The sequence below is a fragment of the Clostridium porci genome, assembly GCF_009696375.1.
In the GTDB taxonomy this organism is placed as follows: Bacteria; Bacillota; Clostridia; order Lachnospirales; family Lachnospiraceae; genus Enterocloster; species Enterocloster porci.
On the sequence record NZ_VUMD01000008.1, the window covers coordinates 74,291 to 93,761 of the forward strand.

A 19,471-nucleotide genomic window follows, 5' to 3' on the forward strand; every position below is an offset into this window, starting at 1 on the left:
TTTTTCTTAGTGAAACTGACTTTCATTTATTTTTCAAGCTTAATGCCTGCTGTTGTCGGACTAAACCCTTCCACTGCTCCAAGAGAGTATGCGGCGAAGGCGCCTCTTAATCTGTAATACTCACCTTTTTTCTGCTTCTGAAAGACTATATCCACTGACGGCGTTATCAGGCCGTCAGGAAAATCCTTTTTATAAAACTCTGCGTCATAATAAGTCACTTGCCTCCAGCGTTCATCTGATTCGTCCCAATGATCTAAATAGATAGAAATATAAACTTCATCCACCGGATATTGCATGTATGCAACAGCAAGCGCCCCAATGTTTCCGTCTCCCTTATCTGTTATCAGCAAGTCAGCAGACACGAAAAAATCCCCTCGAAAAACTGCATGCTCCGATGCTTTGCTCTGGGACACTCCTTCAGGCAATAATTCTGAATGTTCATCTACCGACGTATAATCAGCCGGGTTAAACGGCTTAGCAAAGGCATTTACTGATATTGTCATAACTAATATAAAGCTTATGATTGACAAACATAATTTTTTCATCCGATCCTCCTGAAAACATTAAAAGCTTAATCGTTCAACTATTTTTATAAACTCCTCTTCCTCTATCGTTGCATACAATCCATAATAACCTCCGTCTATAACGATAGAGGTTTCATATCTTGTCATGCCATTTTTTAAGGCTTCCTGCTTAACAGTAAATTTTTTATTCAGCCATTTATTAAAGATAACCATATCGTTTTTAAATTCAGATTTATGATCATACGAAACTGCTCCGTCAAACTTCGTCTGTGTAAAGCCAACCGTTGCTCCTTGATAATCAAATACCATGAAAGCATATCCATCGTTTATTTCCAAGGACTTAAACTTCATGCCCTCAGGTGCATATGACATCATTAATGGTTTAATCCCTAATTTACTTTCAATTCTTGTATATGCATCATCTTCACTATTTACATCAGCCTTGTAGGAGTCATTAACCAAAACTTTTACTTGTCCTCTTCCAATATTAACCTCCCGGTAAAAGTAAGACTTCGTCCCCATAGCCACAATACATCCTCCGCCTGCCAGGACGGAAGCGGTTAGTCCAACCGCCGCCACCTTCTTCCAGCCGAATCTTTTTCCCACAACCTTTCCTGTACCCTTTTTCCGCTCAGCGCCTAAGCGCTCCTTTAGAATTCTGTTCCAGATAATGTCAGCCTCTCCGTCAGGCCCCTTGGGAATCACGGAGTCATCCAGCTGACTTGCCGCCTCAAATTCTTTTAAAAGCTTCTCATCCGGGCAGTTACACAACTCCAGAATCTGAAAGACTTTGGAGCTTTCATTCTCTGAATCGTTTATATATTTTTCCACTTGACACCTCTGTTATCAAATCCCCTAAATTTTCCTCATACTTTAGGGTTGACTTTTTGCGCTTTATGCTTACTATAAATAGTAAACGTTTATAAACGGATTTTTCCCTGCTATGAAATAACACTCAGGAGGTTTTTATGAAAAAAATCATCTTAACCGGCGGCGGCACAGCCGGTCACGTTACTCCCAATCTGGCACTGCTCCCTTCTCTTAAGGAGGCAGGTTATGATATCCGCTATATTGGTTCTTACCAGGGCATAGAACGCAATCTGATCGAAGGCGCAGGCATACCCTACGACGGCATTTCCTCTGGAAAGCTTCGCAGATACTTCGACGTTAAGAATTTTTCCGACCCATTCCGGGTTCTCAAGGGCTATGTGGAAGCACTCCGGCTCATCAAACGCTATAAACCGGACGTAGTATTTTCTAAGGGCGGCTTTGTTGCTGTACCTGTGGTACTGGCTGCCAAACATTTTAAAATCCCGGTAATCCTACACGAATCTGACATGACTCCAGGACTGGCTAACAAGCTCTGCATCCCTTCCGCCACGAAGGTCTGCTGTAATTTTCCTGAAACCCTGAAATATCTTCCTGAGGACAAGGCTGTCCTTACAGGTTCTCCTATCCGGGCTGAGCTATTACAGGGCAACCGGCTTTCTGGCCTATCCTATGCCCACCTCTCAGCTAACAGACCGGTTCTCCTGATTATTGGCGGAAGCCTGGGCTCCGTTGCTGTAAACACTGCTGTCCGCAGGATTCTTCCTGCCCTTCTTTCAGATTTTCAGATTATACATATCTGCGGCAGAGGGAATCTGGACAAAAGCCTTATAGGTACAGCAGGATATGTACAATATGAATATGTAGACGCCCCCTTAAAGCATCTCTTTGCCGCCGCGGACGTGGTTATATCCAGAGCAGGGGCTAATGCCATCTGCGAATTGCTGGCGCTCAGAAAGCCCAGCCTTTTAATTCCGCTATCCGCCCAAGCCAGCCGGGGGGATCAAATTCTCAATGCCAACTCCTTTGCTAAGCAGGGCTACAGCAAAGTTCTTGAGGAGGAAGCTATCACAGATGCTTCCCTGTATGCTGCCATAAAGAAGCTTTATGACTGCCGAAGCGCCTTTATTCGGGCTATGGAGCAAAGCCCTCAGGTCAATGCAGCCGCAACCGTTACTGCCATCATTGAAACCTGCGTTCAATCGTCAAGGCCAATTCTCATTTGAAATAAGCTGTTCCAGATATTTTCGAATACGACTCACTCTGGAGTAACACGCCTTTTCCGAAATATCCAATATGGCGCAGACCTCCTTAGTGGGCCGGCCCTGCAGCATCTTGAGAACTGCCACTTCACGCCAGCTCTCAGGCATATTATCAATTTCATTCATAATAGCCTGACATCTTTCCTTGCTGGAGACATAGGACGCCAGATTCCACGCCTTGTCCCGTTCTGGATAATCCTCGCTGTTATACGTTTTCTCATCCAGCTCCCCATAACTTCTGCACTTCATCTTCCTGTGAAAATCCATACAGCGGCTTTTCAGAATCTTTATCAGAAGCATCCTCATATTATCCAGAGGCAGACTCAGAGAATAATCATAGCGGGCGTATGCCACAAATGTATCCTGCACCACATCATCAATATAGTCTACTGGTACATCATTCACATAGGCCATCTTTCTCAGCGGTGTCTGAAACTCACGGTACATTGCATCAAACCGCTCTCTTTCTTCCGTATCCATCCTTTTATCCATTATATGCTCTACTCTACAGACTTTTTTTTATTGTTTCTGCAACTTCCTCTAATTCCTCTGACGTAATTTCGCCCGGAATCCAGCTTACCATCGAAGGGCCATCCTCATATCTGGGAATGACATGCATATGAAAATGAGATACTGTCTGCCCTGCTGCCTTTCCATTATTCTGAACCAGGTTGAACCCTGCACAGCCCAGAGCTTTCTTCATTGCAGCTCCAATTTTTGCTCCCAAAGGCAGCACCTTGGCCGCAATTCCTTCATCTAGCTGGCATACATCTTCAAAATGCTCCTTAGGCAAAATAAGAGCATGTCCCCTGGAAGCAGGCCCCAGATCCAAAATTACCCTGAACTGCTCATCCTCATACAGAGTAGCAGAGGGTATCGTTCCGCCTGCAATCCTACAAAAAATACAGTTGTCATCTGTCATCTTGAAAATCCTCCTTTACTGTGGTTCATCTTGCCATTCTCCTACATTTCACCTTCTTCCCAGCCTTCCTCTCCCTGGCTTGCGGTACATAACAGCAGCCAGAAAAAAGCCTGCAAGTAAACCGCCCAAATGCGCAGCATTGTCCACGCCTTTAGACGTAAAGCCATGATATAATGTAAGTAAAACCATAAATCCCAGCTGACGGCTGGTAAGCCCCCCAAGCTGTCCATGGTTCACAGCAACTGCATAGATAAGGCCGCCTGCTGCCCCAAATATAGCTCCGGAAGCTCCCGCAGACACATCTGCCTGTTTGTATATATGCTGAAACTGGACACAGGCAGAGATAATATTCGCCAATAAGCCAGATAGAATATAAAATACCAAATACTTTATATGTCCTAAAGCCATTTCAAGACGTTCCCCAAGAACGGACAGAACCAGCATATTGTTCACCAGATGACTCGCGCCAAAGTGCAGAAACATAGCAGTTAACAGCCTGTAATACTCTCCTTTGGAAAGCACTAAAGGCAAATAAATAGCGCCCCATTTTACCATAAAGCCGGCATCTTCCGTAGAGCCAATCATTTCGAGAAACACAAAAACGAGTACATTAAGCGCAATCAGCATTACATTAATGTATGCCCTGCCATTCTCCCTGTAAGCGTTCATCTATTTCCCCCAAAACTGCCAATAATACCCTATATTACCACATTTACCAAGTTTTGTTAAGTGGGTATCACGCAATATAGTTAAATTTATATCAACCTCTTTATTATGTAGCAGGTATTTGTAATTTTCTGAATTTAAAAAAATACATAACCTATTTCCGCAATATAAATTTCATCTCCAGGCTTTATCTCAACTGTTTCATTTGCCTCCAAACTATAATTATTAACTCTGGTACCGTTTGTAGAATTCAGATCTGTGACCAAATATCGTTCCTCCTCTTTGTCGATACGAAGATGAAACCGGCTTACTGTATCCTTTGAAAGGACATAATCAGCCAGCTCCTTATTTTTTCCTATAACGAAAGGATAGTATCCTATAAGAATATCCTCTCCCCCAGGCTGGAGAGCTGTAAGCCGGCAAAGCGGGGAGCTGTATGAAGGCTCTGATAAAAGAGCGGTTTGAAATGTTTCTTCGGTATTCTTATTCAGCTGATGCTCTGGAACAGGGCCCCGCTCAGGCGATCCCCAGGATTTTGGCTCATTCTCAATATGCTGGATATACATATGGCTGGCGGGAGCCGGCGGGCTTTCATCTACATCCTCATAAAGAATTTTCCAGGAGCTATCCTTTCTTTCTTCCTCCAACACACAGAGCTTTTCTTCTTTCCCCTGCATAAGGCCAAATTTTACCATAAGCACATCTCCCAACATCAGAAGGGACAGCAGTCCAATGTCTATTGCCAGAAGTATGTATCTAAACTCCAAAAGAGCCTCCTTACCTTTCATTGCCCAGATAAATGCAGGAAGGAAAAGCACTACCGGCAGCCATAGCAGAAGCTGCTTTTTAAAAGGCAAACAGGGCTTTTGAATGTCCACAGCGGAATCTGATAAATCTGCGGCCATCCCTGGAGGCTGAACCAGGCTCCCGCTGCCGCAATATTCCCTGCTCTCTCCCTCTTCCTTCTGATTATCCACTGCGGCATCCCAATCTCCTGCTGCATAACTCTCCTTCATTCCCTCTGCCGCAGTAAGACGAAGCAAATCCTCCATTGTAACGTTCTCCTTGAGGCTCTCCTGATACAATCCATAGGCCAGAACCACACACTCCCTGTCCTTATGATCAACCCTCTTAAGAATGTACTGCAGAAAGTGGCTTAGCTGATCCTGAAAATCTCCCTCATTCTCTGGCGCCAGGCATACTCCCAGCCGGAAAAGCTCTGGCTCCATATAGATATAATCCGGCTCCAGAAGGATTCCTTCCTCTCTCAAAAGAAACGCTTCCATCCGTGTCAATGTTGAATGCAGCTGCATCAGAATTGTACAGATCTCATTTTTTGTAATAAACCGTTTTTCCAGCAGACGGCTTAAGGGCTGCCTAGATGTTATGTCATAATAGTATAAAGGCTGTCCCTCCTGATACTTAATCCTCATCTTCAGCAGCCCTTGAATATGATTTTCTTCCAGCATCCGGGCTTCATAACCGGCTGCTTCTTTATTCTCTGGTTCCACCACCAGATAATTGCGCTTCATCTCCCGTCGATAGCTTATCTCCATCTTTATCCCCCAGGCTTTCAATCAATGTAATCTGCCGTAGAAACCGCTCCGGCCGAAATTCCCTGCTCTCTATTCTTTTCCTCCAATTACTGCCCCGGCCTTCTCCCTGTATCCGGCCAAAGCTGTTCTTCAAAGAAATTTGGCAGGAGGGAAAGGACATACGCAGTCCCATATTCTCCTCTGCCTCTAAACCAATCACTTCTATATCCATATACCGTTCATGTCTGCCTTTTTCGACTGCCTCGTGAAGATTCATAGCGCCTTTGGTTTCATCATGAAGCCGTCCCGCCTCATGGAGCGTCACAGCCACAGACAGAAGCACTACAACCATTACACCAGCCGCCTCCACCGTAAGGCTGCCTGGTAAGCCTTTTCCTTTCCCACTCATAAAAGCATCACCCCCAATCCTGCCGGTACCGCAAAAGCCAGAAAAGGGAGGGACAATTTTCTTATATTGGCGCTCCCCTCCCTATCCCTTACTAAATTCAAGGCAGCAATCACGCCTCCAGCTATCAGGCAAAGAAAGAGGCTTGCCCAAAGCAGCTCCAGATTGCGCCAGAATCCAAGATAAATTCCAGATACTACAAAAAACCAGCCATCCCCCCTACCCACCGCCTCTCTTGTAACGGCAGACAATATCAGCAGGAGAAGGCCTATTCCCATCGCCGCCCCTATGTCGGCCCAATAGCTTCCCAGAAGGAGCCAGGCTCCCGGCACAGTACAGCCTTGAAACGGTTTTTCCATAACCAGCCCCACTCCCCGAAGAATACCTCCAAATATACCAAAGCCCAGAAACACATTAACTTTTATCCTCCGATACTTATAATCCTGCCAGCCAGCAACGCCAAGCAGCAGCAAAAACCCGGCTCTTAGCAGCATAACCAATATTTTTATTCCTGTCATGTTTTCCTCCAACTTACTTACCTCCGCAATAAGAGCATGCTCCCATATGATCCACCTGAGATAGAGGCACCTTTTGGACATAAGCGATAATAGAGCTGCAATTTCTATAAGCATGGTAGCTTTTCCCATAAGGCATAACGTATACCATACCTATGCCCAAGCCAGCTCCACATCTCCTACAAGGCACATATCTTGCTCCCGACTGGTTTTGCATCTCTTGTGCGGAACCTGCCGGTACTGCCTTCAGATTATTATAAAGGTAATGGCAGGCTCTCTGTCTGTGGTAACGGGTAGAGTTCTTTCCTATGAATACCATCTCCTCCTGCTCTCCAGTGCCTCTATGCCCCCCTTTATGGCTCCCTCCCTCGGCCCCTGTCCACATCCTACGGCTGCACACCTGCGTTACAGAAATGCTGTCTAGGCCCAGAACAGCAAATGGGAGCCTCATCTTATAACTCATCTCAATATGTACCATATCATCTGTTCCTATGTCCGTACCCTGGAATGATACATGCTGCATCCAGCTTTTATCTATTTGCGCTAAAATTCTGGAAGCTGCATAGGCCGTTCCTAGAGCAGCGGCCGCAGCCTTTTTGTCTGCTCCCTGGAGATCCTCTGTCCCATTTACCGCTCTCTCAGTATCTACCACATCTTCACCTATATTTCTAAAGCAAGCATCTACGTAGGCAAAAAGGCTCAGCTCTTCCCCTACGGATTCCATCACCGCCTGAATCTGTCTCTGCCGATCCATGATCCGCAAAGGCATGATGAGGCATATACTTGAGAATAAAAATAACGATAAGCACATGGCGGCTTCCAGAGTCAGGCTTCCCCTAAAGGTCCGGGAGGCCCATGATAATGCTCTTTTTCTGAAGGTTATTTTAATATACAGACAACGCGGGCAGCTTAGCCGTACTTGGAGAGGTGCGGTTTTTATACCTGTTTTATTTGTCCTATGAGCGCACGTATTTTCTTTTTTATATTCCTTCTCAAAAAAGAGCATCATCATAAGCCTCCCTTCTTCTATTTCCCTTCTAGGTAGCTCCCGGATACCTCCATATTCGTATCATATCTCAGCCCACCGCTTCCATCCTGGCTTTTCCACAATCCCGCTGCCAAAAAGACATGTTTTCCACTGACCTTCACCTCCATATCCACCATGCAGGCACATCGTTCCAATCTAAATCCAGGCTGACTTCTTCTAATGTTCATCTGCATCACATCCATCATGCGGTAGACCATCTCTGTTGCATATCCTGCCAATATCAGCATTCTCAGGTATCCCTTATAATCCGTCCCCCTTCCCTTTCCTCCTGCTTCTGCCGGCTCCTTATCTCCCAGCACGTTGCTTCTTCCTATATCCAGAAGCCCTTCCAAACCCAGGTTCCACTCTTCCCTGGTTTTAAAAAGGGGAACCTTTTCCTTATTGAGCAGATTTCTCACATCCAAAAGCGCTTCTCCCAATGCCCAGACTGTCATAATAAAAAAGGATACAACCGGAACCAGAGGCATAAAGCCTGAAGCGCCTACAATTACCATTGCCAGCATCCTGGCTTCCTGGCGTTTTTCGGAATCGGAAAGAATATGTACCAGGTTCAGCCCCTGACGCACTGCTGTCAAAAGGGTCAAAACCCCGGCCAGATTATCCTTATCTCTCTCCTTTCCCTGCAGGATATATTCCAGCTCATACAAGGTATCCTCTGGCATTTCCTTCTCAAATGTCCGAAAAAATCGTAAGGCATATTCTCCAATCAGCAGGCGGTCTACAAGGCTGCGTACACCGCTGATCCATCTGCTGTCTGAGCTGCCCGATCTGAACATTCCCCTGGCATCACCGCCTGAAAAGCCGCTGCCAGCAGGCTGATCCCCTCCTTTGGGATCGGTTTCTTTTCCAGCTCCCCTGCCTTTAGAGGGCGCTGCTTCAAGCTCTATTTTTTCCCCGGAAATAACCGTTCCCTCTGGAAGAACCAGCTCCATCAGGCCTCTGGACACCAAATCCCTAATTTTTTTCAGAATACCCTCTGTCTCCTTATCCTTTACACCAAATTCAACGCCCAGAGAAAGGATTCCATATTCGCTCCACATGGAAGATACCGGCTCCCACAGCTCCTCCTCTAATTCATCATCCTCATCCTCAGGCTCCCAGCCATCAACATACTCTATTACAGCTTCAGCATCCTGCATCACCCCCTCAATCCACTGAATACGGGCAGAGCTCAGGACTTTAAGCTCCGCGATTGCTTTTCGCCTCTCACCTCCGGCAGATACATATGACTCATACTGCCGTATTTCATCCTCCAGGGCTGCCCTTATCCCCTCTCCCAGCTCCTTTTGCTCTTCCTCAAATCTTTTCCGGCTTTCCTTAAGATTTCCGCTTAACTGATCTGCCTGTTTCTCATAGGCATCTACCAGCCTCGGCAGGTTCTCAAGTTCCTTTATGATATTCCTAGCATGGGCTATGAACCTATCCCCGTCCAGCTCCTCCAGACAGTCCCGCCCCCTTTCCCATTCTTCCGTTTGAGCCTCAAGCCTCACATTAATATCCTCCAGCTTATGCTCCAAACGTACCGCTTCCTTTGTATGAACTGAATACAGCTCAGATATACGACTGACGCTATCTCCTTCCTTACAGGACTTTAAAAGGCTCTCAGCCTCTTTCTCTGTCAAGGCATCCCATACAACCCCTGCAAGTCCATATTTCATATACTCCAGTATCTCCTGCTCCATATAGCGTCCGTTTCCTTCTGTGAGAGCTGCCAGATCCCTAACCTGGGCTCCCTCTATTATCATGGGATACCAGTTCTTTCCCTTAAGGCATCCCTTGAGAAACCCCTCCATCTCCCTCTCCAGGCCTTCCGCCTCTTCATACTCTAGTCCCAGTATCCGGTACTCCCTCCACAGCTTCCTGTGGTACTGGCTCATGAGAGAATCCATGGACGCATTGACTGCCATTCTCTGACTGCATCTGGCCCCTGCGGTTCTGGCCGATTCAACCAGACCGCAGAGAAGCGCACACACACTAACCAGAATCATCGCCAGGAATACGGTGATTTCCCCCCTCCTGTCCATTAGTACACCTCTTTCGACTGGCTGTTAATCTCCTTGAAAATATTTTCAAGCAAGACTGTAATCTGCTTCTTAAAGATGATCACTAAACCGATTAGAACCACCAGAACTAAAACCAGCTCAATAACGCCGACTCCATCCTCCTCCACAAAAAAAGCTTTCAGCTCCTTTCTCAATTTCATTTCTCCACCTCCTTTCCTGTATCAACAGCCATGAACAGGTTCCGATCCTTACCGAAACTCCATCAAGGCCGGGACTGCAATCATGATCATAACAACAGTCAGCATCATAAACAGGGGCAAAAGAAGCTTAGTTCCCGCCTCCTCGCCAAGCCTTCTGGCCTGGTGCTTTCTCTGTTCAAACGCCTCAGTCATCTCTATTTTCAAGGTATCTCTTAAATTTCTGCTCCCGTTCTTTCTGTTCTGCTCCAAAAGTCCGGAGAGCTTCATGTAATGCTGTAAACCACAGCGCCTTCCAAATTCCGAAAAGGCCTGTCCCTCGGACACACCGCTTTTCATCTGGCAGGTGGTCTCATACATTTCCTCATATACAAATCTGCTCCTGCGCCTACCTGCCTCCACCATCTGCCGGTATTCCAGGGCAATCTTATCCCAGGCAGTCCGTATACTCATACCTGCTCCCAAAAATATAATCAACCGTGACAATACCTCTGAATAGTCCATAAGCATCTGCTGCTTGCGTTTGGTTTCCCTCCGCTTCACATCCTGCTTTTCCTTAGCCTTCAAAAGCACAGCACCGGCAATCCCCAGGGCTGCCATGGGCCAGAAGGCTGATTCCCGGCTGCTTTGGTAAGACAGCTCCCTTCCCTGAAAAAACCGAGGCAGCTCCATATGCCCGGACGTATTCTGGCGGGTATCCTCACTCCTTAAAAGCTCCAGAAATTCTTCCGTCCGCATTTCATCCTGAGCCAAGCGAGGCGGCTTTACTACTATCTCGATCAAATAGTCCTCCGGCCATCTGCCGTCTGTCATCCTTACCTCCAGATGGAGCTTCCTTCCTTCTTCCCCAAGTCCGGCTCCATTGACCTTGCCAAAGGAATCCAGAATTTCCGGCTCCTCTGATTCCCACCGCAAACGCACACCATAGTCGCTGAGACTGGTAATTAGATTTAAGTCCTTTCTTACCTCCTGGAGGGATGTATTTTCTCCCAATATATAGGAAGGGAGCTCTTCCAATATTCTTTCATACATCTGGTGAGCCTCCTTTCTGGTATACACCCTCTCTCCCAGCTCAACTCCCAGAAGCACCGGCTCATCCTTCAGCCCTTTTACAATAAGCTCATAGGCAACCTCTCCCTGGCCATACCCCTTTCGTTCCAGGATATAACCGTCATTTAAAGGCTGCTCCATTCTGGCTGCGGCCTCTGCTCCAGCTCCCAGAAGAAGGCCCAGAACAATACAAAGAATCTGCTTTACAGGGAGAACAGGAGACCTTTCCTTCCTCCATTGGGAGAACTGTTTCCTTGCCATCTGCCTTCCCCCTTTCTCCTAAACCTCAATGTCCAGTATCCTTCCTGCCAGAACAATCGCTCCTGCATACAATACCAGGCAGAGGCTCATAACTGCCCTCCCCATCCAGGTGCTGTACATCACATGAAAAAATCCAGGAGAAGATACATCAATATACAGGACAATCACAAAAGGAATACCATTCATCAACTTCTGTTCAAATACCTTGGAGGACGTCATTGTATGTATCTCCTCCTGAACCTGAACCTTGTCCCTTATAATTCCTACTGTATAATTAATAATTTCAACTAGCTCTCCTCCACTTCTTCTGGCTGCTGAAAAGACCTGAGCAAAATTGTCCACATCCTCCAACCCGCTCCGTGCCCCCAACTCCATTAAAAGCTGCTCCACAGGCCGGTTCATCCTGACCCCTGTGCAAAGAAGCCTGAACTCCCTGACAATCATACACTGGCTCCCATAAAGCAACTCCAGCTCCTGAACACTCATGGTCAGTCCATTCTCCAAGGAATATCCAGCACTGAGAAAGGAGGCCAGAACCAGAATCCCTTCCTTGAATTGAAGTCCAAGCTGCCGGAAACGCTCTTTTTTAAGAGCCTCCCGCTTATACAGAGGATATAAGGCTCCCAAAGGCGCCAGTACAATAAATATGGCAACGCTGCGGTAGAAGGTATAGGCTGCCAGGCCGCAGGCCCCTAAGCCCAAGGCTCCGTACAGTCCCCATTCCTTAATGGAAAGCCTGTAGTCTCTGTAATCCTTAATTTCCAAGGCTTCAGAAGGGTTCTTCCAGCCAAGGGCTTTCCTTATTCCTCCTTTTTTTCTAGCAACACCCTGCTGCCGCCAGCTTTTCCCTGTCTTTAAGCTCTCCTGTTTGTTTGAGCTTTCCTTCTTTCCTCTCATACTCAAATAGTGGTTCCAGCTCCACCGCTCCATGCCTGCACCCTCCGATTTCCTCGATTGAAAGCACCCTCCGGCTGCCATCCCTAAGACGGCCAAGATGAATACTAATATCCAATGCTGATGCGATCTGATTCCTGATTGCCTCCAAAGGCAGCCTCGCAGCCATAAGAACCATCGTTTCCAGACGGCTCATCATATCCCTGGGACTGTTTCCATGGCCTGTAGACAGAGATCCTGCATGCCCGGTATTCATGGCCTGAAGCATGTCCAGGGCTTCCCTGCCCCGTACCTCCCCCACTACAATTCTGGAGGGATTCATACGGAGAGCCGCTCTTATCAACTGACTCATGGTAATCTCACCTTCACCCTCTGTATTGGCATTTCTGGTTTCCAGACGCACCAGGTTGGGTATCTGGGTAATTTGCAGCTCCGCTGAATCCTCAATGGTAATCACCCGTTCCTGAACCGGAATATAGGAGGAAAGAGCATTTAAAAAGGTGGTCTTACCTGAGTTAGTGCCTCCGCTTATAAATATGTTATATCCAGACTCCACCAGCTTTTCCAAAAAAATCGCCGCCTCCTCTGTCAATGCTCCAAACCGGATTAGCTTCTCCATGGTAATAGGCTCCGGAAATTTTCGTATGGTAACTGCCGGACCATCGATAGCGATGGGAGGCAGCACCACATGAACCCTGGAGCCATCCTCCAGCCTGGCGTCCACAATAGGGGAGGACACGTTTACCACCCTGTTTACACGGCTTACTATCTGCTGAATAATATCTTCCAGCTGCTCCTGCCTCTCAAAATGACGATCCCACAGCTCTACTTGTCCCCGCCGCTCTACAAATATATTTCCCGCTCCATTGACCATAATTTCCGAAACTTCCCTGTCATCAATCAGTTCCTGCAGTATATCCAGCCTCCGGAAGCTGTCAAAAAGGCTTCCCCTAAGCCAAATCCGCTCCTTAAGGGGCAGAAAGCTCTCTCTCCCCTGCTCTCTGATGACAGCATCAATACGCTCCAACAGCTCCTCATCCTCCATATGGCAGCGATCCTGCATTTCCTCCATAAGCCGCCCCCGAAGCAAAGCCCGGTCATTTTCTCTGCGTTCTCTCTTCTCACCTTCCATACCCTTTGCCTTCCTCCCCAGTCCGGTCTGCTTCACATATCTCCATCTGCCTCCCCTGCAGCATCTGCCGCACATAATCCCCCAACTCTCCCCATAACAGCTGCTCCAGATAATTTCCCTGCTTTCCAAAGGCACTGTTGTAAGGAAGCTTAAGCCTGTGAATCCGCTCCATCACCACTCCCTCATCTGCTGTCTTTAGGTACTCCTCAAACTCCTCCAGCTTTGCCCTGGACACACAATCATTCCTAACCGGCATGTAGATCACATCACAGATCTCCAGCAAAGGAAGGGCCTCTCTGCCCATATGTCCCATATCTAAAAGCACCTTATCGTATCCGCTTTCTCTGGCAATTTTTTCTATCAGCAGAGCCATATCCTGGGACGTCACCTGATTGAGATCCTCCCCATACCGAACCGGCGGAATATACTCCAGCTTCTCCCAGCTGTATATCATAGACTTAAGCTTCATCCAGTGATATTCCCCTTGGCGGTACAGGTAGAGCACGTCTGATAAATCTCTCTCATGCTCTTTCCCCATCAGCTTAGAAAGCCCCGAATAAGCCTCCAGGCTCAGATACAGCACCGCCTCCCCCTTAGACAGAAGCTGCCCCAACGCAAGAGCAAAGGAGGTTTTCAAACACCGGTTTACAGGAGAAAATATACCCAGCACTGCAGCTTTCCCCCCAAAAAGAGCCAGGTCAGGCGCCATGGCTCGATCACAATAGCAAGCCATCACCTCTCTCATAATCCCATCTCCTGACTGGTATTTGTAAATCGAAGGCCGGTTCTCCTTCATCTCCGCCGCATCTCCCTCACACAGCTGAATCACCTGCCTGGCTCTCACGCTGTCAGCTAAATCTCCGGCCTTCTCATCTACCAGCAGTATCTCTATTTCATGATCTGTTCCATAGCCAACAAGCCGTTCCCTGTCAGAAAATGCCATTGCCGTGAAAGGCACCTTCACTTTTTCATTTACATAATCCGCAAATCTGGTTGCAAAATCAATATCTGCATCAAAAACTGCCATTACCCGAATCATCCTACTTTGCTCCCTCTTTTATCCTTAGCTGCCACCTTGCAGCCTTCTTCCCCTGCCAGATGTTAAGCTGATAAGCCACCCTGCCTCCATTTATCCCATCCACAAAATTGTAATTAAGGCTCCCATCCACAGGCAGGCCCCCAAAGGAATCACACACCCTGTCCCATCTCTCTCAAGCAGATAATATGGCTCTGGCCTTTTGCTCTGAAACACATCCCTGATATAGGCGAATAAATACAAAAATCTCTGACAGGTACTGCCATACCGCAGCATCCTTACAAGGGCCAGAACAGCCCCCAGACATAACCCCACTCCGATTGCCACGGCCCCTCTCCTTCCTCCCATGGCCGCAGCTATAACTGCCATCAGCTTGACATCTCCTGCTCCTGTCATACGCAGCAGAAAGAATGGGAATCCCAGCGCTCCTGTAAGCATCAGCCTCATCCAAAATCCTACGGCTGCCAAAAGGGCAGCCGTCCAGCCGCTGCCGCCCCAGGCTTCCCAAATCAGGCCTCCCAAGGCCATCATACCTCCTATAGCTAAACCACCGTTCGGTATACGATGCTCCTTCAGATCGCTGACAGCGCAAACTGACAGACATGTAACTAAAACAAATTCAGAAAAGCCCGACGCTGCTACCTCCCTTCATCACTTTTTTATCTCTCCAATGGAAAATCCTGCCTGAATCAGGCCATTTACTATTACCCTTGATATTATTAAGCCTTATGATAAGACTCTGTGAATGTTTCTTTATTATGCCTTATAATTTTCAAAATGTCAATAGCATGTAACAAAATAATTTCCCCCCTGCTTTTAAAATAATCTCGATTACCATATTTCCTTGACCTTTCTTGCTTACAATGGTAAAATATATTTGGTTTATTTTTTTAAACGAATGGAGAACTGACAGATGACCACAGCCCAGGAATTACAAAAGAAATTTCATATCTGCATGCCCCTGTTTATTGCTCTGGGAGATGAAATGCGTCTGTCCATTATAGAGGCTCTGACTGAAGCTGCTCTGGACGGCAGCAAACAGCCGGGGCCTATTGAATTTGACCATCATGGGCTGAATGTAAATGAGATAACCAGGCGAACCAGCCTTTCCAGGCCTGCCATCTCCCATCATTTAAAGATTTTAAAGGATGCCGGGCTTGTGGGCGTGCGTCAGGAGGGCACAGCCAACTACTATTACCTGACGCTAAGGGAATCCAACCGAAAGCTGATGGAGCTGGGATACCGTCTTGAAGAATTTATATATTAAACGAATAAGATCCCATTTTCCAGATATACTATTTTTATCAATATCTGGGAGATGAAATTATGTTTGATTTTTTAAAGGCAGTGAAAGAGACAGCCGCTGCCAGAGCCGTTGGCCTTCAGATGCAGCAGGCTCAAAAACAGGCGGTTCCTGCCAGAGGCATTAAGGCTTTGACAGCAGCCGGAGCATATCGGATCAAGCCGGAGCAACTGCATCTAAGGCGGGAGATCCATAAGAGCCAACGGGCCATAGATGCAGCCAGAAATCACTTTGAGGAGGCTGTGGACCCAACGCTCATTGACTGCTACATTTATGAGCTGAATGCGGCCCAGCTCCGCTATCAGTTTCTGCTTCGGAAATTCAAAAGCCAGGAGGAATAAGCCCTCCTGGCAAATACGATACTACATAAAAGATTGGGAGGAAAACAATATGAGCGCTTGGTATGAGCGGGGAATTTTCTATCATATCTATCCCCTTGGAATGACCGGGGCCCCAAAGCACAACAATGCAGCAGAGATAACCAATCGTTTCAAAGAGCTGAGCCTATGGATTCCCCATATAAAGAAGCTGGGCTGCAATGCTCTTTACATAGGACCTCTCTTTGAATCTACCAGCCACGGCTACGACACTAGAGATTACAAAAGGACAGACCGGCGGCTGGGAGATAACGAAAGCCTTAAAGACTTTGTTAAGGAGTGTCATAAAGAAGGCATCAAGGTTGTGGTCGACGGGGTATTCAACCACACCGGGCGTGAATTCTTCGCTTTCAGGGATCTTCAGGAAAAGCAGGGGAGCTCAGCCTACAAGGACTGGTACAAGGGCGTAAGCTTTGATTGGCAAAGCCCTCTGGGAGATCCCTTCGGCTATGATGCCTGGCAGGGGCATTTCGAACTGCCCTGCTTAAACCTTTCAAACCCAGAGGTAAAAGAATACCTGTTTGATGTTATCCGCTTCTGGGCGGAAGAATTTCATATTGACGGCATCCGTTTGGATTGCGCCAATGTCCTGGACTTTACCTTCATGAAGGAAATGCGCCGGGTAACAGAAGGCATTAAGCAGGACTTCTGGCTGATGGGAGAGGTTATCCATGGAGACTACAGCCGTTGGGTCAACAGGGAAATGCTTCATTCAGTTACCAACTACGAACTGCACAAAAGTCTCTATTCCGGCTTTAATGACCACAACTTTTTTGAAATTGCCCACAATGTACGGCGGCTGGAGGCTATCCACCAGAAGCTTTACACCTTTGTGGACAATCACGACGAGGATCGGATTGCCAGTAAGCTAACTAATAAAGAGCATCTATTTCCCGTTTACCTCTGTCTTTTTACATTGCCTGGAATTCCCTCCCTCTACTATGGCGGGGAATGGGGAATTGAAGGCCGGAGAACCTGCACCAGCGACGAAGCCCTGCGCCCGGCCATTTCTGTTACTGACGAACCCAGGCTCCACTGCCCTCTGACCGGCCTGATTGAAAAGCTGGCACATATCCACGCTAAGTACCCGGCATATCAAAATGGCCGTTATCAGGAGCTTCTGCTGACGAACCGGCAGTATGCATTTGCCCGCCAGGGCGAAGGGCCGCTGATGATCACAGCCGTTAACAATGATGACAGGGAGGCCCATCTTTCCATCCCTGTACCGGTTTTTGGCAGGCAGGCTGTGAATCTTATGGCTGAGGCAGAGGAAGCTTCCATTCTCCCAATTACAGACGGGAAGATTCACATGAAACTTAAGGGCAACTGGGGAACCATCCTGGAAATAAAGGGGGAAAACTGATATGGCTGTAAAGAAACGAAAAACTACCAACGAGGAACCATTATCCAAAACCAGGAAACCAGACGCTCAGACCGGCTCTATTTCCCAGGAGTTAGGCAAAACGCAGACCACTGGCTTTATCTCCGGCCTGGACTGCTACTTATTCGGCGCAGGCACTCACTATGACATCTACCAGAAGCTGGGAGCCCATCCCAAAACCTACCAGGGAAAGGAGGGGATCTACTTTGGTGTCTGGGCTCCTCACGCTAAAGCCGTACATCTGGTAGGCGATTTTAACGGCTGGAATCCAGAGGCCAATCCTATGAGCAAGCTGCCTGACTCCGGAATCTGGGAATACTTTAACCCTGGTATGAAAACAGGTGAGCTCTATAAATTCGCAATTACGACTGAGACAGGCAAAATTCTTTACAAAGCGGATCCCTTCGCCTTCAGAGCAGAATACCGTCCGGGAACCGCCTCTGTCACAACTGACATCCGGGGCTTTAGCTGGACAGACCAGGCCTGGCTGTCAGCCCGCAGGCAGGCCGACCTGAGAAAAATGCCCATAAGCATTTACGAGGTTCACCTGGGTTCCTGGCGGAAACAGGACAGAGAGGAAAAAGACGGCTTCTATACATATGGAGAAGCCGCCCATGAGCTGGCGGCTTACGTAAAAGAGATGGGTTACACCCACGTAGAGCTAATGGGCATTGCGGAGCATCCTTATGACGGCTCCTGGGGCTATCAGGTGACGGGATATTTCGCTCCCACCTCCCGCTACGGCACACCCAAGGACTTTATGTACTTTGTAAACTACCTTCACAAGCACGGTATCGGTGTGATTCTGGACTGGGTACCCGCTCATTTTCCAAAGGACGCACATGGTTTGGCCGACTTTGACGGCAGGCCCTGCTTTGAGTATGAGGATCCCAGAAAAGGCGAGCACCCGGACTGGGGCACCAAGGTTTTCGACTACGGCAAGCATGAGGTGAAGGATTTCTTAATCAGCAATGCTCTCTACTGGGTGGAGCAATACCACATCGACGGCCTTCGGGTAGATGCCGTGGCATCCATGCTCTATCTGGACTATGGCCGCCAGGAGGGACAATGGGTTCCCAACAAGCACGGCGGAAACCAGAATCTGGAAGCCATTGAATTTTTCAAGCACTTAAACAGCGTTGTACAGGGACGCAACCACGGGGTTCTGATCATTGCCGAGGAATCCACAGCCTGGCCCAGGGTAACGATGCCGCCTGAGGAGGACGGCCTGGGCTTTACCTTCAAATGGAATATGGGCTGGATGCATGATTTTCTGGAGTACATGAAGCTGGATCCCTACTTCCGCAAGTACAACCACAATCGGATGACCTTTGGACTTACCTACTTTACCAGCGAGAACTATATTCTAGCGCTTTCTCATGATGAGGTGGTTCACCTGAAATGCTCCATGATTAACAAGATGCCCGGACTAGGCCAGGATAAGTTCGCCAACCTGAAGTCTGGCTACACCTTTATGATTGGACATCCCGGCAAAAAGCTGCTATTTATGGGGCAGGATTTCGGCCAATACCATGAATGGGATGAGAAGGCTGCCTTAGACTGGTATCTCACCAAGGAGCCGGAGCACCAGGAGCTGCAAAGCTATGTTAGAGATCTGCTTCACCTTTATAAGAAATATCCTTCTCTTTACCGTCAGGATACGGACTGGAACGGCTTCCAGTGGATGAATGCCAATGATGGGGACAGAAGTATTTTCAGCTTTGTAAGACGCGATGAGACAGGAAGGAAAAATCTTCTCTTTGTTATCAGCTTCACGCCTGTTGAACGGCCCGATTACCGGGTAGGCGTTCCCAAACGAGGCAGATACACCCTTTTGCTGGACAACCGCAGGGGGGCCTACAAGCTGGCTGAGGCTCCCATCTACACCTCCTCCAAAGGAGAGTGCGATGGACAGCCCTACGCCTTTGACTATCCCCTTCCTGCCTACGGCGCAGCAATTTTCCGTTTTTAACAGACAAGCATACATCCCATAGTGAACTGTTGCGGGCCTGAAAGTACGTTAAATATTTATCAATTAAGCTCTGTACTTTTTGCCCTCATTGTAGTAAAATAAAATCAGCACGGCAGATAGACCGCCGCAGCATGGTTTATAATGTGTGGAAGGAGAGTA

20 protein-coding genes and 1 pseudogene are annotated in these 19,471 nt (G+C 47.7%); 5 read left to right on the plus strand and 16 right to left on the minus strand.

What is annotated here, in order from left to right; translation table 11 throughout:
• Nucleotides 1-26: 26 nt before the first annotated feature.
• Both FYJ39_RS10500 and FYJ39_RS21390 read right to left on the minus strand, forming a co-directional pair.
• A complete protein-coding gene (locus tag FYJ39_RS10500; protein WP_154472427.1) occupies nucleotides 27-545 on the minus strand; it encodes a DUF6147 family protein in 519 nt (172 codons plus the stop codon).
• Nucleotides 546-563: 18 nt separating this feature from the next.
• Complete coding sequence (locus FYJ39_RS21390) at nucleotides 564-1,355, minus strand: DUF4367 domain-containing protein (RefSeq protein WP_154472428.1); 792 nt, start codon at nucleotides 1,353-1,355, stop codon at nucleotides 564-566.
• 137 nt (nucleotides 1,356-1,492) lie between these two features.
• Here FYJ39_RS21390 and FYJ39_RS10510 point away from each other — a divergent pair, with 137 nt between their 5' ends.
• Nucleotides 1,493-2,578 carry an undecaprenyldiphospho-muramoylpentapeptide beta-N-acetylglucosaminyltransferase gene (locus FYJ39_RS10510; protein WP_154472429.1) on the plus strand — a complete coding sequence of 362 codons (1,086 nt, stop codon included), beginning with the start codon at nucleotides 1,493-1,495 and terminating at the stop codon, nucleotides 2,576-2,578.
• On the opposite strand, the gene FYJ39_RS10515 is transcribed toward FYJ39_RS10510, so the two are convergent.
• From FYJ39_RS10515 to FYJ39_RS10580, 14 genes and pseudogenes are all read right to left on the minus strand, one after another.
• Nucleotides 2,558-3,106, minus strand: coding sequence for an RNA polymerase sigma factor (locus FYJ39_RS10515; protein ID WP_235919794.1), 549 nt, complete (start codon nucleotides 3,104-3,106; stop codon nucleotides 2,558-2,560). The genes FYJ39_RS10510 and FYJ39_RS10515 overlap by 21 nt on opposite strands.
• Nucleotides 3,107-3,119: 13 nt before the next feature.
• A complete protein-coding gene (locus FYJ39_RS10520; protein WP_154472430.1) occupies nucleotides 3,120-3,536 on the minus strand; it encodes an HIT family protein in 417 nt (138 codons plus the stop codon).
• 48 nt (nucleotides 3,537-3,584) lie between these two features.
• Nucleotides 3,585-4,205 carry a rhomboid family intramembrane serine protease gene (locus FYJ39_RS10525; RefSeq protein ID WP_154472431.1) on the minus strand — a complete coding sequence of 207 codons (621 nt, stop codon included), beginning with the start codon at nucleotides 4,203-4,205 and terminating at the stop codon, nucleotides 3,585-3,587.
• Between the two features lie 134 nt (nucleotides 4,206-4,339).
• Nucleotides 4,340-5,758: a DUF6382 domain-containing protein gene (locus FYJ39_RS10530; protein WP_154472432.1), complete on the minus strand. Its 1,419-nt coding sequence runs from the start codon at nucleotides 5,756-5,758 to the stop codon at nucleotides 4,340-4,342.
• On the minus strand, nucleotides 5,697-6,146 hold the full coding sequence (locus tag FYJ39_RS10535) for a hypothetical protein (RefSeq protein WP_235919795.1): 450 nt from the start codon (nucleotides 6,144-6,146) through the stop codon (nucleotides 5,697-5,699). The genes FYJ39_RS10530 and FYJ39_RS10535 overlap by 62 nt, the downstream gene beginning before the upstream one ends.
• Nucleotides 6,143-6,661 carry a prepilin peptidase gene (locus tag FYJ39_RS10540; RefSeq protein WP_195840412.1) on the minus strand — a complete coding sequence of 173 codons (519 nt, stop codon included), beginning with the start codon at nucleotides 6,659-6,661 and terminating at the stop codon, nucleotides 6,143-6,145. Before FYJ39_RS10540 ends, FYJ39_RS10535 begins: the two co-directional genes overlap by 4 nt.
• A 13-nt stretch (nucleotides 6,662-6,674) precedes the next feature.
• Nucleotides 6,675-7,469 (minus strand): hypothetical protein, encoded by a 795-nt coding sequence (locus FYJ39_RS10545; protein WP_235919796.1) that lies wholly within the window; start codon nucleotides 7,467-7,469, stop codon nucleotides 6,675-6,677.
• 215 nt (nucleotides 7,470-7,684) lie between these two features.
• Nucleotides 7,685-9,730 carry a DUF5702 domain-containing protein gene (locus FYJ39_RS10550; RefSeq protein WP_154472434.1) on the minus strand — a complete coding sequence of 682 codons (2,046 nt, stop codon included), beginning with the start codon at nucleotides 9,728-9,730 and terminating at the stop codon, nucleotides 7,685-7,687.
• Nucleotides 9,730-9,909: a Flp1 family type IVb pilin gene (locus tag FYJ39_RS10555; RefSeq protein ID WP_154472435.1), complete on the minus strand. Its 180-nt coding sequence runs from the start codon at nucleotides 9,907-9,909 to the stop codon at nucleotides 9,730-9,732. The genes FYJ39_RS10550 and FYJ39_RS10555 overlap by 1 nt, the downstream gene beginning before the upstream one ends.
• Before the next feature lie 48 nt (nucleotides 9,910-9,957).
• Nucleotides 9,958-11,217, minus strand: a complete 1,260-nt coding sequence (locus FYJ39_RS10560; protein ID WP_154472436.1) for a type II secretion system F family protein — start codon at nucleotides 11,215-11,217, stop codon at nucleotides 9,958-9,960.
• 18 nt (nucleotides 11,218-11,235) lie between these two features.
• Nucleotides 11,236-12,147 (minus strand): type II secretion system F family protein, encoded by a 912-nt coding sequence (locus FYJ39_RS10565; protein ID WP_235919797.1) that lies wholly within the window; start codon nucleotides 12,145-12,147, stop codon nucleotides 11,236-11,238.
• Nucleotides 12,035-13,183, minus strand: a complete 1,149-nt coding sequence (locus FYJ39_RS10570) for a CpaF family protein (protein ID WP_407923837.1) — start codon at nucleotides 13,181-13,183, stop codon at nucleotides 12,035-12,037. The genes FYJ39_RS10565 and FYJ39_RS10570 overlap by 113 nt, the downstream gene beginning before the upstream one ends.
• 49 nt (nucleotides 13,184-13,232) lie before the next feature.
• Entirely contained in the window at nucleotides 13,233-14,282 is a 1,050-nt protein-coding gene (locus FYJ39_RS10575; protein WP_154472438.1) for a P-loop NTPase family protein, read from the minus strand.
• Between the two features lie 90 nt (nucleotides 14,283-14,372).
• Nucleotides 14,373-14,885: pseudogene (locus tag FYJ39_RS10580) on the minus strand (prepilin peptidase); the annotation flags it as partial.
• A 307-nt stretch (nucleotides 14,886-15,192) separates the two neighbouring features.
• On the opposite strand from FYJ39_RS10580, the gene FYJ39_RS10585 reads away from it, so the two are divergent.
• The 4 genes from FYJ39_RS10585 to glgB are packed head-to-tail and all read left to right on the plus strand — an operon-like array spanning nucleotide 15,193 to nucleotide 19,312.
• A complete protein-coding gene (locus FYJ39_RS10585; protein WP_154472440.1) occupies nucleotides 15,193-15,546 on the plus strand; it encodes an ArsR/SmtB family transcription factor in 354 nt (117 codons plus the stop codon).
• A gap of 59 nt (nucleotides 15,547-15,605) precedes the next feature.
• The gene (locus FYJ39_RS10590; RefSeq protein ID WP_178258775.1) at nucleotides 15,606-15,923 is read left to right on the plus strand and encodes a YaaL family protein; all 318 of its coding nucleotides are present in this window, start codon (nucleotides 15,606-15,608) and stop codon (nucleotides 15,921-15,923) included.
• A 49-nt stretch (nucleotides 15,924-15,972) separates the two neighbouring features.
• Complete coding sequence (locus tag FYJ39_RS10595; RefSeq protein WP_154472441.1) at nucleotides 15,973-17,322, plus strand: alpha-amylase family glycosyl hydrolase; 1,350 nt, start codon at nucleotides 15,973-15,975, stop codon at nucleotides 17,320-17,322.
• Between the two features lies 1 nt (nucleotide 17,323).
• Nucleotides 17,324-19,312, plus strand: coding sequence for a 1,4-alpha-glucan branching protein GlgB (glgB, locus tag FYJ39_RS10600; protein WP_154472442.1), 1,989 nt, complete (start codon nucleotides 17,324-17,326; stop codon nucleotides 19,310-19,312).
• Nucleotides 19,313-19,471 lie beyond the last annotated feature (159 nt).

What these genes read in the sequence shown, in the direction of transcription:
- FYJ39_RS10520 (WP_154472430.1), bottom strand. Translation starts at nt 3,536, where the DNA reads ATGACAGATGACAACTGTATTTTTTGTAGGATTGCAGGCGGAACGATA.
- FYJ39_RS10500 (WP_154472427.1), bottom strand. Translation starts at nt 545, where the DNA reads ATGAAAAAATTATGTTTGTCAATCATAAGCTTTATATTAGTTATGACA.
- FYJ39_RS10565 (WP_235919797.1), bottom strand. Translation starts at nt 12,147, where the DNA reads ATGGAGCGGTGGAGCTGGAACCACTATTTGAGTATGAGAGGAAAGAAG.
- FYJ39_RS10530 (WP_154472432.1), bottom strand. Translation starts at nt 5,758, where the DNA reads ATGGAGATAAGCTATCGACGGGAGATGAAGCGCAATTATCTGGTGGTG.
- FYJ39_RS10595 (WP_154472441.1), top strand. Translation starts at nt 15,973, where the DNA reads ATGAGCGCTTGGTATGAGCGGGGAATTTTCTATCATATCTATCCCCTT.
- FYJ39_RS10560 (WP_154472436.1), bottom strand. Translation starts at nt 11,217, where the DNA reads ATGGCAAGGAAACAGTTCTCCCAATGGAGGAAGGAAAGGTCTCCTGTT.
- FYJ39_RS10525 (WP_154472431.1), bottom strand. Translation starts at nt 4,205, where the DNA reads ATGAACGCTTACAGGGAGAATGGCAGGGCATACATTAATGTAATGCTG.
- FYJ39_RS10515 (WP_235919794.1), bottom strand. Translation starts at nt 3,106, where the DNA reads ATGGATAAAAGGATGGATACGGAAGAAAGAGAGCGGTTTGATGCAATG.
- FYJ39_RS10540 (WP_195840412.1), bottom strand. Translation starts at nt 6,661, where the DNA reads ATGACAGGAATAAAAATATTGGTTATGCTGCTAAGAGCCGGGTTTTTG.
- FYJ39_RS10570 (WP_407923837.1), bottom strand. Translation starts at nt 13,183, where the DNA reads ATGGAGGAAATGCAGGATCGCTGCCATATGGAGGATGAGGAGCTGTTG.
- FYJ39_RS10510 (WP_154472429.1), top strand. Translation starts at nt 1,493, where the DNA reads ATGAAAAAAATCATCTTAACCGGCGGCGGCACAGCCGGTCACGTTACT.
- FYJ39_RS10590 (WP_178258775.1), top strand. Translation starts at nt 15,606, where the DNA reads ATGTTTGATTTTTTAAAGGCAGTGAAAGAGACAGCCGCTGCCAGAGCC.
- FYJ39_RS10545 (WP_235919796.1), bottom strand. Translation starts at nt 7,469, where the DNA reads ATGTGCTTATCGTTATTTTTATTCTCAAGTATATGCCTCATCATGCCT.
- FYJ39_RS10555 (WP_154472435.1), bottom strand. Translation starts at nt 9,909, where the DNA reads ATGAAATTGAGAAAGGAGCTGAAAGCTTTTTTTGTGGAGGAGGATGGA.
- FYJ39_RS10585 (WP_154472440.1), top strand. Translation starts at nt 15,193, where the DNA reads ATGACCACAGCCCAGGAATTACAAAAGAAATTTCATATCTGCATGCCC.
- FYJ39_RS10550 (WP_154472434.1), bottom strand. Translation starts at nt 9,730, where the DNA reads ATGGACAGGAGGGGGGAAATCACCGTATTCCTGGCGATGATTCTGGTT.
- FYJ39_RS10535 (WP_235919795.1), bottom strand. Translation starts at nt 6,146, where the DNA reads ATGAGTGGGAAAGGAAAAGGCTTACCAGGCAGCCTTACGGTGGAGGCG.
- FYJ39_RS10575 (WP_154472438.1), bottom strand. Translation starts at nt 14,282, where the DNA reads ATGATTCGGGTAATGGCAGTTTTTGATGCAGATATTGATTTTGCAACC.
- glgB (WP_154472442.1), top strand. Translation starts at nt 17,324, where the DNA reads ATGGCTGTAAAGAAACGAAAAACTACCAACGAGGAACCATTATCCAAA.